The following is a 12,252-nucleotide window of genomic DNA, read 5'->3' as shown; positions in this document are numbered from 1 at the left end:
CACTGAAGGCCGACCATGGACATCGATCTCGCCCGCACCTTTCTCGAGATCATTCGCAGCGGCAGCTTCATCGCCACCGCCGAACGCCTGCACATCACCCAGACGGCGGTGACCGCACGGGTGCACAACCTCGAGGAGCAGCTGGGTTGCCGGCTGTTCGTGCGCAATCGGGCCGGGGCGCGGTTGACCGATGACGGTCAGCGCTTCGTCGCCTATGCCACTCAGCTGGTGCAGACCTGGGAAGCCGCGCGGCGCGACCTGCCGTTGTCGCAGAGCGGTGACAAGCTGCTGACCCTCGGCTCCGAGGTGAGCCTGTGCAACCCGCTGATGCTGGCCTGGGCCCAGCGCCTGCGACAGGGGTTGGCCAGCCATGCGATACGGCTGGAAGTGGCCAGTGGCGAGGAGCTGCAGAAGAAGCTCGACCTGGGCGTGCTGGACGCCGCGCTGGTGCACCAGCCGGAGTACTGGCCGGGCCTGCAGGTCGAGCAGCTGCTGGAAGAAAAGCTGATCCAGGTGGTGCAGACGCAGAACCCGGCGCCCTACCTGTACGTGGACTGGGGGCCGGCGTTTCGCAAGCAGCACAACCAGGCGCTGCCCGAATGCAGTCGCGCGGCGCTGTCGTTCAGTCTCGGGCCGCTGGCCCTGCAATACCTGGTGCAGTGCGGCGGGCGTGGCTATTTCCGCACCCGCGTCGTGCAGCGCTATCTGGACGAGGGAATTCTCAAGCGGGTGGAACAGGCGCCGGAGTTTTCCTACCCGATCTATCTGGTCCATGCCCGAGCCAGCGAGTCGCCGGCCCTGACCAAAGCCATCGAGCTGCTGCGCGAGATCGCCCTGGACGACTACGACTGGTCGCGCTGGTACTACGCGGAGCTATGAGGCGGGACGCGCGCTGGCGTGGATCGAGCGTTCCGGCAGCACTCAGTCCGGCAACTGTTTGAGCCAGTTGCGATACAGCGCGGCGATCAGGTCGGTCTGGGTGATCATGCCCACCAGGCGCTGCTGCGCGTCGACCACCGGCAGGCAATGCAGGCCGCGATCGGAGAGCAGGTAGACCAGCTCGACCATGTGCGTATCCGGCGTCACCGAAACCACCGGCGAACTCATGATGGCGCGCAGCTTGGTGCCGCGCAGGAAGTTCAGCTGACCGAAGCTGAGCCGCCCCGGGCGCGGGTGGAAGTGCTTGAGCAGGTCGACCTGGGTGACGATGCCCACCAGCCGGAGGTCGTCGCCCTGCACCACCGGCAGCGAGCGCAGCCGATGCGCCTGCAGGGTCTGCCAGGCCTGTTCGATGAAGGTGTCCGGCGTGTGCCAATAGAGGTCGCGCGACATCACGTGCGCCGCGGTGACCTCGCCCATGCTGCGCCGCAGGGCGTGCTTCTCGGTCTGTTTGATCAGCCGTTCCAGGTCATCACGGGTGACGTCGACATACTCGCCGAACTCCTGCAGCGCACGATCCACGTCGTCATGGGTGAAGCTCATGCGCTCGCCCGGCGGCAGGTCGCGGGTGTGATGGCTGTTCGCGCGGCTCAGCCGCGGCTTCGGATAGGGATGCCCGGTCAGGTTGTTGTAGACCAGCGCCACCGCCACCAGGAGCGCCGAATAGAACAGCACGGGCCCGACCAGCATGAAACCGAGGTGATGCAGCTCCGGACTGCCGACCGCCGCCACCAGCGCCAGCGCGATGCTCGGCGGGTGCAGGCAGCGCAGGTAGAACAGGCACAGCAGCGACAGGCACGCCGCCAGCGCCAGCGAAGCCACGCTTGGCAGTCCGCTCATACCCAGACTGATGCCGATCAGCGCGGCCAGCAGATTGCCGGCAAGCACCGCCCAGGGCTGGGCGAACGGGCTGGACGAGGCGACGAATATCAGCACCGCCGAGGCGCCGGCCGGGCCCATGATCTGCAGGGTCAGCGAACTGCCGACCAGCAGATAGCCGCTGCAGAACACCAGCGGCATGACGATGGCGACGCCGAGGGCGGCGCGCAGCCACTCCTTCGGCGAGGCATTCAACGGGGCGGGGATGAACGAGCGAATCCAGAGGGCAAAAGAGTCGTGCATTGGTCCTGCTTGTGTCGAAATCGGAAGAGGCCGCCAGCGGGCGGTGGAGCGGTCCGTCCCTGGACCGGTTTTGAGCGAGATCGCCGGTCGGGCGTTCAGCCGGCCAGCAGCGGCGAAGCCTGCGGCGCGCGCTCTTCACGACGACGGCGCACGGTCAGCCTGGTGTTCAACGCCATCAGCAGCATGCCGCTGGCGAAGATGCCGCCGCCGGCCATGCGCACGACGTAGCCGGGGTGGCTGGCCTGCAGCGCCTCGACGAAGGAATAGGTCAGCGTGCCGTCTTCGTTGATTGCGCGCCACATCAGCCCCTGGGTGATGCCGTTGACCCACATCGAGGCGATGTAGAGCAAGGTACCGATGGCGGCCAACCAGAAGGGCGCGTTGATCAGGCCGAAGCTGTGCATCTGCTCGTGCCCCCGCAGCCGCGGAGTCAGGGTGAACTGACGCACCACGCGGTAGTTGTAGGCAGTGGGTTCGGGGCTGTTGTGCAGTTCGCTCATGCTGCTGGGCGGGCGACGCGGGCGCCAGTGAGCGACCGCGAGATTCACCAGCGCTGCGCTGGCGAGAGTCGACGGACCGGCACGCCGCATCCACTCGCCGCTCCTCCTGATTCGTTGAGTCAGGCGCGGCAGATTGCCGCGCGGACGGGATGCGGGCGGCATTGTCGACAATAACTTCAATAATCTCTAACGAATGTTATTGCTCGTTTGATGCAATTATTTTGAACCAAGCACATCGATGCCGCTCGGCTGGCCATCAGGCGGGATGCCTAGCCCCCGGCGCCGCAGTGCTGGATCACCTCTCCGACAATGCGCATCACCTCGAGATTCGCCTCCTCCATCTGCCCGAGATGCTCCAACGCCCGTTCCAGTGCGTCCTTGCCGAATGCCTCCAGTGCGGCCTGGCCCTGATCGTGGACCTGGGTGTGCGGGCGTTCGATCCGGCGGAAATGCTCCAGGCCCTGCAGCTCACGGTTGCCCTGGCCGTAGTACCAGCGCCCGAAGCGGCAGTCACGCTCGCCGGGAAGCTGCGGCGGGTTGTGCCGCTCGTTGCCCAGCAGGTGGTTGTAGACGACGAACTTGAGCGAAAGCTCATCGAGGTTGGCCAGTTCCACCCCGGCGCGCAACGCCGAGGCCGCGGTGCTCTCGCGCATCACCCCGGCCAGCTGGTGCAGTGTGCCCATGGCCTGTACGGCCTGCTGGGTGGTCTGACTGAAGCCGCGGGCCTGGCTGCCCTGCTGGCGGATGTAGTCGTGCACGTTGGCAATCTCGGCCTGCACCTCGTCGATCTTGCGCACGATATCGCCGGTGGCCAGGGCGGTTTTTTCCGCCAGGCTGCGAATCTCCCCGGCAACCACGGCGAAGCCGCGGCCCGCCTCGCCAGCGCGTGCCGCCTCGATCGCCGCATTGAGCGCCAGCAGATTCGTCTGGCTGGCGATACCGCTGATGAGATCGACGATGCCGTTGATCTCCCGCGAACGCTCGGCCAGGGTGTCGACCTTGTGCGAGGCCTGCTCCAGGCCGCTTTCCATCTCGGCGGAACGGCCCTGCAGTTCACCGAAGTGACGCTGGTTGTCCAGCGCCGCCGTCGCGACCCGCTCAGCGCGGGCGCGGTTTTCTTCCAGTTGTCCGCTGAGGTGCTCGAAGGAGTCCCCGAGATGGGCCACCGAGTGGCTGAAGCGAATCAGGTTGGCCGATACGCCGCGGTAATAATCCAGCTGGCGCTGACCGCAGCGATTGGCCTCCTCGGCCGCGGCCAGCGACAGCTCCAGTGCGGCGATGCGCGCCGCCTGGGCGTCGCACCGGGCATGCAGCGCAGCGAGTTCGTCACGCTGGCGTAGCGCGCGCTTGCTTTCGAACCACATCGGTCACCTCCGTCAGCTGATGGTGTAACCGTTGTCCACCACCCAGTCCTGGCCGAACACACCGCGCGCCCCCTGGGACAGCTGGAACAGAATCACGTTGGCCACCGCCGCCGATTCGAGGAAATGCCCCGGCAGCAGGCGCTTGGTGACGCCATCGGCGACCGCTTCGAGCTGGTCGTCGCTGAGCCCCAGCGTGCCCCAGATCGCCGTTGCGGTCGGCCCCGGCGACACCATGTTCAGGCGCACGTCCAGCGGTGCGAATTCCGCCGCCAGGGTGCGCATCTGCGCAGCCAGCGCCGCCTTGCTGGCGATATAGGCGCCAAGGCCGGGGAATGCCGAGCGGATCAGGAAGGTGCCGATGAACACCACCGAGGCGGGCTTGGCCAGCTCGTTGCGCAACGCGGCGAAGGTGTTCAGCGCGCCGGCGCCGTTGACCGCCCACTGCCGGTCGAAGGCAGCCATGTCCAGCCCGTCGGCGAGTTCGGCGATGCCGGCGTTGGGTACCAGGTAATGCACCGTTCCCAGTTGCGCAGCACGGCGGGCCAGCCGCGCCAGGTCGTCGGCCGACGTCACGTCGCCTTGCAGCCACTGCAGCTGTTCGGCATGGGTTTCCAGCATGGTCTCGAGCCCGCCAAGGCTGCGCGACATCGCCAGCACCCGCGCGCCCCGCTGCAGCAAGGCTGCGCACAGGGCCAGACCGATTCCGGAACTGGCACCGGTGACCACGGCCAGGCGATCCTGAAACTCGCTTTTCATCATCATCTCCGAGCTCGACGCACGCCGAGTCACAGGCTGCCTCCCGGAGGCAGCGGGTTTTGGGTTGGCTGTTGGACGGGCAGATGCGCAGCACCTGCTCCGGTTTCAGGTGCCGCTGTTCAGCCCGGGTGGCCATCCACGCGCGGGGCCAGCAGCATCGGCGCGTAGCGCCAGACATAGAGGGCAAAGGCCAGCGCCCAGCAGATCGCCGCCAGCCACAGACCGGTCACCGGCCAGGCGACCGAGAGAAACACCCGCGACGCAGTGCCCAGGTTGAACAGGACGAAGGCCCCGACGATCCCCGCCGGCAGCTGCAAAGGCCGGCCGGTATGGCCGAGGGTCACCCGGGCGATCATCGCCAGGATCAGTCCGCTCATGGAGCCGACCGTCAGTGCGTGCAGCGCCGGGCTGGACTGCGCCAGCAGGCCGAAATGCCAGAGCGCCAGGCCGAAGGTCGCGACCACCATCCAGAGCATCGCCACGTGCAACGACCAGAGCAGGCCGACCTTCCAGATGCCCTTGTCGTACCAGCGCGCCAGGCGCAGCAGGTGGCCGACACCGATGGCGGCAAACAGCAGCCCCAGCAAGGGTTGCGGGCGCATGGCCAGGCCGAAGGCGTGCAGCAGGGCGATCACACCGGTGCCAACCAGCAGGGCGACGTCCAGCCAGACCCAGGGTTTGACCGCCTCGAGCTTGCCCAGCCCACGCTGGGTGAAGAACGGGATCACCCGGCCGCCGATCAGTGCCATCAGCGCTGCGACCAGCCACAGACCGGCCAGCACACCCTGGCGCTGCAGGGCATCGCTGCCTTGCAGCAAGCCGGTGAGCACCAGCAGATCGGCACCGAACATCAGCGCCAGCACCACCACGATCGGGTAGTTGCGCTTCTGCCGCACGGCCCAGAGCATGCGCGCCATCATCCAGGCCAGGGCCAGCAGGAACAGCAGGTCCAGCGGGGCCAGCCACTCGGCCGGCAGGCCGAACAACCAGCCCAGGCGTGCCGCCAGCCAGAGCAGCGCCAACCCCATCAGGCGATTGCCGGACGGCGCGATCTGCCCGGTCCACGTCTGCACGGCGGTGAGCAGAAAACCGGCGACGATGGCCATGGCGAAGCCGAACAGCATCTCGTGGCGGTGCCAGGCCAGCCAGCCGCCAGTGGGCTGGAAGCCCGGCCAATGGCCGGTCCAGGTCGCCACCCAGAGCGGGATCGCCAGCAACGCGTAAACGCTGCCGGCGAGAAAGAACGGGCGAAATGCGAGCCGCCAGATGGGCGCGATACTCAGGGCTTTTCGCCGATCGATAACTTGCACGGAAGGGCCTCCAGACGTTCTGCGCCCGGCTGCGACAACCGCGACGCGCCGGACTCGATGACCGCTCCCGAATCCGGGAGCCAGGATTACTTTCTACAGGGTAGGTGCCCTCGGCAGACTTGATTGCAATCAGCTTTTTCCGAGGGGGGTGGGAAAGTGACGATCGGCGGGCAAGGGCCGCAGTCAGGCGCACCATGGCGGTGCGAAGCGACGCAGCTGATCGTGCGGAGGTAGGTGGCGGCGGGCACGAGGTGCCCGAGGCAGCCCGTCCAGATGCCGTGGCGCGGCCGGACGGGCTGCTTCGGAGATGACGGCTACTTGAGTTCCTGCTTCACCGTTTCGGTATGGGCGGCGGCCTCGCCTTCGCTCACCGATTTGCGGAACCCGCTGATCGCGCTGCCCAGATCGGAGCCCAGGCCACGCAGGCGCTTGGTGCCGAACAGCATGACCACGATCAGAAGAATGATCAGAAGTTGCCAGACGCTGATACCCATCATTGTGTTATCTCGCAAGTGTCGGAAGACTGGTCGTCACTGTCCGGGGCTCAGTGCCCCGCATGCGCGCCGTGTGCATCGTCGGACAGGTGCCCGTGCATGCCGCCATGTTGCATGCTGGCCGCTTCCTGCAGCAGCGCCTGATCGATCTCGTCGAAGCGCAGCACACGGCCGCCGTGCATGCTCGCCAGGGCCTGGGCGTCCTGCTCCTGGGCGAAGCTGGCGAGCGACGCGCCCATGGCGCCCTTGAGCGTCGTGCCTACCACATAGTAGGCGCTGGTTGCGTCGATCAGATGACCGTCGTCCGGATGTTCCCAGACGCTGCGGCCCATGTCGTGCACGTACAGCCGGGCCTCGAGCAGGCGGTTCTCTGGCTGCAGCCACCAGCCCAGCATCTCGGCGGTGGAGCAGAACTTCTTCACCCCGCCCTTCTCCACCGCCTGACCCTTGGGCCCAGGGAAGTCGCTGATGATCATGCCGCAGACATGGCACTCGTCGCTGGCATGGAAGGCCACCGGCTCGAGCGATTGCCGGACCTCCTCCTGCTCGCCGCAGCCGGCCAGGCCGAGGCCCAGCAGCAGAGCGAAGACGGCGCCGGCGCCGATGCGATGCAAAGTGTTCATGGCGTTCTCCTCGATTCGTGAAAGGTCAGGCCAGGCGCCGGCGGAAGATGCCGTAGGCCAGCAGCAGCGAGACACCGACCCAGGCCAGCAGGCACAGCCAGAGCATGGCCGCCGGCACCGGCAGGTCCGCCCCAAGCGACAGCACGCCCATGGCGCTGCCGCTGCCCTCGAAGCCGGACAGGTTGATCAGCCGGTAGATGTCGGTGGGGTTGAGCAGGAGCAGCCAGGGCAGCAGCTCCGGATTGAACTTGCCTTCGCTGAGCACCAGCAGCGCCAGCAGCACCAGGTCGAAGACCAGCACGAAGAGAAACCAGACGCCGAGCGCAAGGCCCGCGGCGCTGGACTTCTCGTTGACCTTGCCGCTGAGCACGTAGGCAAACGCGAGAAACACCCAGCCGAGCAGCGTAGAGGAGATCATGAAGCGACCGAACGCCCAGAGCAGTAGGCCCAGCTCGACGCCGTCCACCAGCAGGGCGATGGCCAGCGCGGCACAGCCGAAGCCGATCAGCACCGCCAGAGCCAGGATCAGCCCGTGGCCGACGAACTTGCCCAGCAGGATCTGCCCGCGGCCCAGCGGGTAGGTCAACAGCAGCATCAGGGTGCCGCCTTCGTCCTCGCCGACGATGGCGTCATAGGCCAGCAGCAGCGCGATCAGCGGCATCAGAAAGGTGGCCAGGCTGGCCAGGCTGGCGATGGTCGCCGGGATCGAGGTGAAGCCCAGCTGCCCGGAGGCCGCGGCGCCGAGCCAGGCGATGCCCACTGCGAGCACGGCGAACAGCAGGCTGATGGCGAGCAGCCAGCGGTTGCGCAGGCCGTCGCTGAGTTCCTTGCGCGCGATGTTCCAGACCTGGTTCATGGCCGACCCTCCTGGGCGCGCACGTCGCCGGCGCGCTCCATGTAGAAACGATAGAGATCCTCCAGCGACGGCTGGTGGATCTCGATGTCCTCCGGCTCCCCCTCGCCCAGCAGCTGACGCAGCAGCACCAGCTTGTGGCCGTTGACCGCCACCACCTCCAGGCTCGACTCGCTGAGGCCGCGGGCGCTGTGCCCGGCAGCGGCCCAGCGCTGCAGCCAGCTGTCACGCTCGCTGATGCCGCTGGCACGGATGCGCACCGGCAGACCGGCCTCGGCACGCAGGTGCGCCAGGCTGCCTGCGGCCTGCAGGCGACCCTTGGCCAGGATCGCCGCACGATTGATGTGGGCCTCGACACCCGGCAGCACATGAGAGCAGAGGATGATGCTGGTGCCGCGCTGGCGCAGGCGGTCGATCAGCAGGTAGAGGTCCTGGGTGGCGATCGGGTCGAGGCCGACGGTGGGCTCGTCGAGCAGCAACAGCTTCGGTTCGCCGAGCAGCGCCTGGGCCAGGCCGAGACGCTGGCGCATGCCCTTGGAATAGGTCTTCACCCGACGGTCGGCAGCATGGGCCAGGCCGACCTGTTCAAGCAGTTCGTCCACCTGGCCGAGCGCCGCCCCCTTGAGCCGGGCGAAGTGACGCAGGGTCTCGCGGCCGCTGAGCTGCGGGTAGAAGGTGACGTTCTCCGGCAGATAGCCGAGCTGACGGCGCACCTGCGGATCGTTCGGTGCGCGGCCGAGCACCTTAACCTGCCCTTCGCTGGGCGCGAGCAGGCCGAGGATCAGTTTCATGCTGGTGGTCTTGCCGGCGCCGTTGTGGCCGAACAGCCCCAGCACCTCGCCTTCGGCAAGGGTCAGGTTCAGATCGTGCAGCACGGTCATGCTGCCGTAACGCTGGCTTACGCCCTGGATCTCGACGGCGTTCATGACGTTGGTTCCTGCTTGGCGGATAGGAGTTTTTCGGTGGGCAGGCGCATCAGCGGATGGCTGTCCTGGACACCCGGCGACTTGATCACCGGGAAGGCGCGCTGCACCCAGCGCAGCACCTCAATGCTCGGGCTGTTCATCAGCAGACGTACCTGCGGATACAGCCAGAGCAGACGGTCCACGTTGTCGTTGGGCTCGTAGGCGACGTCGCCCAGGCCATCGTCGTTGCGATCCCAACCCAGGTAGTCGCTCCAGTAGTTGCCGCGGCCGTCCACCGACCATTCCTGGGTGCGGCTGGCGACGTACTTGACCTGCTGACGGTTGTCGACGAAGGCATTGCCGCTGATGCGGTTGTCCTCGGAGCCGGCGGTGAGGTGGATGCCCAGCGCGCTCTTCTCGAAATGGTTGTTCTCGATGCTGTTGAACAGCGAGTTGTAGATGAACAGCGCCTTGCCCTCGCCACCGCTGATCATGCTGTCGCCAGTCGACCCGCTGCGCACGTCGCTGACGAAGTTGTCGCGGATGGTCGAGTAGGTGATGTAGTTGAGCAGCATGCCGTAGTTCTGGTCCTGCTCGGAGCGGTTGCCGGTGACGATCAGCTTGCGGCTCTGCATCAGCGCATAGCCGGTACGGGTGCGACGGGTGATGTTGTCGATGAGGCTGTTTTCGTTGGCGAACATGTAGTGCACGCCGTAGCGGACATCCTCGATGAGGTTGCCCTCCATGTGGTTGCCATGAGAGGTATCGATGTAGATGCCATCGCGCACGTCGCGGACCTGGTTGCCGAGGATGCGCGCGCCCTTCACCGCGAACAGGTGAATGCCGTTGCCGCGATCCTGCGAGCGCACGCTGGCGTCGCCGTCGATGCGGTTGCCGCTCACCTCGGCCTGCACGGCGCGATCGAGAAACACGCCGAAGCCCGGGCCCTGCATGCGGTTGTTGCGGATGGCCGCACGCTCGGCCTCCGGCAGGATGAACACGGCCGAGTCCATGGCGGTGAGGTCGCGTCCCCAGTTGCGCAGCGTGCAGCCTTCGACCTGCACATCACTGGCGGCGATTGTCAGCACGTTGCCCTGGCCTTGGGCATCGAGCACCGCGCCTGGCTCGCAGATGAGCTGCAGCGACTCGTCGATGCGGAACTGTCCGGCATATTCACCGGCCGGCAAACGCCAGCGCTGTTCGCCCATGGCCTGCAGCGGCAGGTCGCGGATCGGCTGCGGTGCCGCCTGGGCGAGCCCGGCCAGCAGGGCCAGCGCGCATCCGGCGATCAGCTGAAACGAATGAGGCGCCTGATTTCTGAGCACGACGTTTACCTTCTTCAGCGTTCAGGCAGAAATTCTGGACGGGCCCGACCGCAAGGCCGGGCCCGTGACCGGTACAGCGAACCGGCCCCTGGTCAGCGGGGCCGGCCCCGGCATCAGGCCGGTTCGACCAGCATGCGGCCGACCATCTCCATGTGCAGCGCGTGGCAGAACCAGCTGCAGTAGTACCAGTGCAGGCCCGGCTTGTCCGCGACGAAGGTGATCGAGGAGGTCTGCTGCGGGCTGATCTCCATGCTCACGCCGTGGTTGACCATGACGAAGCCGTGGGACACGTCCTCGATCTGGTCGAGGTTGGTGATGGTCACGGTGACCTCGTCGCCCTGCTTGACGGTGAACTCCTGAACACCATAGCTCGGCGCCATGGAGGTCATGTAGACGCGGACCTTGTTGCCGTCGCGGATGACCTTGTTGTCGGTTTCCAGGTTGATGCCGTCCTTCTTCGCCATTTCCACGGTGGGGGCGAAGAACGGGTCGTTGCGGTCCCAGATCTTCTTGGTCTTGATCTGGTCGCGACGAGCCATGATGCAGTCGTGGGGCTCGGCGTAGGTCGGGCCGTCGTGCACCAGCTTCATCACGTCACCGGAGATGTCGATCAGCTGGTCGTTCTCGGGGTGCAGCGGCCCGGTGGGCAGGAAGCGGTCCTTGGAGAACTTGCACAGCGCCACCAGCCACTTGCCGTCGGCTTCGCTGGTTTCGCAGAGCGAGGCATGAATGTGGCCCGGCTGGTAGTGCACATCGAGCTTCTGCTTGATGTACTCGACCTTCTCGCCCTTGTAGGCGCGTACCGCGTCGGCCATGTTCCACTTCACCACCTGGCTGTCGATGAACAGCGTGGTGTAGGCGTTGCCGCGACCGTCGAAGGTGGTGTGCAGCGGGCCGAGGCCCAGTTCCACTTCCGCCGCCACGGTGTCGCGCGGGTCCTTCAGCTTGCCAGCGAACAGGTCGGGCAGCTTGGCGATCTCGATCATGGTCACGGTCGGCGACAGCTTGCCGTTGGCGATGAAGTACTTGCCATCGGACGAGGTGTTGCAGCCGTGTGGGTTCTTCGGCACCGGGATGTAGCGGGTGAACTCGCTGTCCTTGTCGCCCTTCTTGCGGCCGTCGAGCACCGGCACCTTGGAGTCGCCCAGAGTGATGAACTTGCCGGCCTTGACCGCCTTCTCCGCCGCCTCGATGTCGAATACCACGACCCAGTCGCGCTCGTTGCGCATCATGCCGCCCAGGTCGTAGGCCTTTTCCGAGTTGTAGCAGGTGGACGCGGTGAAGCGGCCGGTGTAGTCCATGTCGGTGTTGTCGAGGTTGCCGTCGACGATGATCTGGAACGCCATCTCCATCTTCTCGGCATCGATGACGTTGTACATGGTGTAGCTGTTCTCATCCTGCAGGTCGAAGACCTTGCCGTCGTTCGGGTGCGGGATGACGAATTCGGCGTTGGCGAACACGTACTTGGTGTATGGCACCTTCTGCAGGCGCAGACCGTGGATGGCCTGGCAGTTGGGCACGGTCAGCATCTTGTCGCACTTCATGATGTCCAGGCGGATACGCGCGACGCGGGTGTTGGCCTTGTCGTTGATGAACACGTACTTGCCGTCGTACTTGCCGTCGGTCATGGAGATGTGCGGGTGGTGGCAGTCGCCGTTGAGGAACTTGGCGCTGTCGCCCATGATCGCGCGGCTTTCGTTGGTCAGGCCCCAACCGCTGGCGGAGTCGACGTTGAACACCGGGATGCGCATCAGCTCGCGCATGGACGGAATGCCCAGCACGCGCACCTCGCCCTGGTGGCCGCCGCTCCAGAAACCGTAATAGTCATCCAGCTCGCCGGGCGCGACGTGGATGTTCTGCTGCGCATCCTTGACCGCGGCGGCCCAGGATTCGCGGGTCATCACCGCGCCGCCGAAGGCGGTGGCCGCAACGGCCGCGCCGGTCACCGCACTGGCGCCGAGGAAGTTACGACGGCTGATGCCGCCCTTCTCCAGCACCTCGGGGTTGTTCTTGCTCTTGTCGCTCATGGGGTTTTGCTCCTTTGGGACATCTGCTTCAAAC

12 protein-coding genes are annotated in these 12,252 nt (G+C 66.2%); 1 reads left to right on the top strand and 11 read right to left on the bottom strand.

From position 1 onward, the window contains the following. Positions 1–15 precede the first annotated feature (15 nt). On the top strand, positions 16–879 hold the full coding sequence (locus ACVRRC_RS20020; protein ID WP_048329852.1) for a LysR family transcriptional regulator: 864 nt from the start codon (positions 16–18) through the stop codon (positions 877–879). A 42-nt stretch (positions 880–921) separates the two neighbouring features. On the opposite strand, the gene ACVRRC_RS20015 is transcribed toward ACVRRC_RS20020, so the two are convergent. The 11 genes from ACVRRC_RS20015 to nosZ form a co-directional block, all read right to left on the bottom strand. Further along, on the bottom strand, positions 922–2,061 hold the full coding sequence (locus ACVRRC_RS20015) for an HPP family protein (protein ID WP_061373030.1): 1,140 nt from the start codon (positions 2,059–2,061) through the stop codon (positions 922–924). Positions 2,062–2,156: 95 nt separating this feature from the next. After that, complete coding sequence (locus tag ACVRRC_RS20010) at positions 2,157–2,651, bottom strand: cbb3-type cytochrome c oxidase subunit I (RefSeq protein ID WP_472997409.1); 495 nt, start codon at positions 2,649–2,651, stop codon at positions 2,157–2,159. Positions 2,652–2,830: 179 nt separating this feature from the next. Beyond that, complete coding sequence (locus ACVRRC_RS20005; RefSeq protein ID WP_049325938.1) at positions 2,831–3,925, bottom strand: methyl-accepting chemotaxis protein; 1,095 nt, start codon at positions 3,923–3,925, stop codon at positions 2,831–2,833. 12 nt (positions 3,926–3,937) lie between these two features. Continuing rightward, a complete protein-coding gene (locus tag ACVRRC_RS20000) occupies positions 3,938–4,681 on the bottom strand; it encodes an SDR family NAD(P)-dependent oxidoreductase (RefSeq protein WP_011914566.1) in 744 nt (247 codons plus the stop codon). A 119-nt stretch (positions 4,682–4,800) separates the two neighbouring features. Further along, positions 4,801–5,991: an NnrS family protein gene (locus ACVRRC_RS19995; RefSeq protein WP_011914567.1), complete on the bottom strand. Its 1,191-nt coding sequence runs from the start codon at positions 5,989–5,991 to the stop codon at positions 4,801–4,803. 314 nt (positions 5,992–6,305) lie between these two features. Continuing rightward, complete coding sequence (gene tatA / locus ACVRRC_RS19990; RefSeq protein ID WP_080977644.1) at positions 6,306–6,488, bottom strand: twin-arginine translocase TatA/TatE family subunit; 183 nt, start codon at positions 6,486–6,488, stop codon at positions 6,306–6,308. A 47-nt stretch (positions 6,489–6,535) separates the two neighbouring features. Beyond that, complete coding sequence (locus ACVRRC_RS19985; RefSeq protein WP_011914569.1) at positions 6,536–7,108, bottom strand: nitrous oxide reductase accessory protein NosL; 573 nt, start codon at positions 7,106–7,108, stop codon at positions 6,536–6,538. A 25-nt stretch (positions 7,109–7,133) separates the two neighbouring features. Further along, entirely contained in the window at positions 7,134–7,964 is an 831-nt protein-coding gene (locus tag ACVRRC_RS19980) for an ABC transporter permease (RefSeq protein ID WP_013983996.1), read from the bottom strand. Then, entirely contained in the window at positions 7,961–8,887 is a 927-nt protein-coding gene (locus tag ACVRRC_RS19975; protein ID WP_186416276.1) for an ABC transporter ATP-binding protein, read from the bottom strand. Before ACVRRC_RS19975 ends, ACVRRC_RS19980 begins: the two co-directional genes overlap by 4 nt. Then, a complete protein-coding gene (locus ACVRRC_RS19970) occupies positions 8,884–10,191 on the bottom strand; it encodes a nitrous oxide reductase family maturation protein NosD (RefSeq protein WP_014597695.1) in 1,308 nt (435 codons plus the stop codon). The genes ACVRRC_RS19975 and ACVRRC_RS19970 overlap by 4 nt, the downstream gene beginning before the upstream one ends. A gap of 113 nt (positions 10,192–10,304) precedes the next feature. After that, the gene (gene nosZ / locus ACVRRC_RS19965; protein WP_011914573.1) at positions 10,305–12,218 is read right to left on the bottom strand and encodes a TAT-dependent nitrous-oxide reductase; all 1,914 of its coding nucleotides are present in this window, start codon (positions 12,216–12,218) and stop codon (positions 10,305–10,307) included. Positions 12,219–12,252: the final 34 nt, after the last annotated feature.

This window comes from Stutzerimonas sp. LR2, assembly GCF_055755175.1.
Note: the sequence above shows the minus strand (reverse complement) of the source record. Positions and strands in the feature narration are given on the sequence as shown.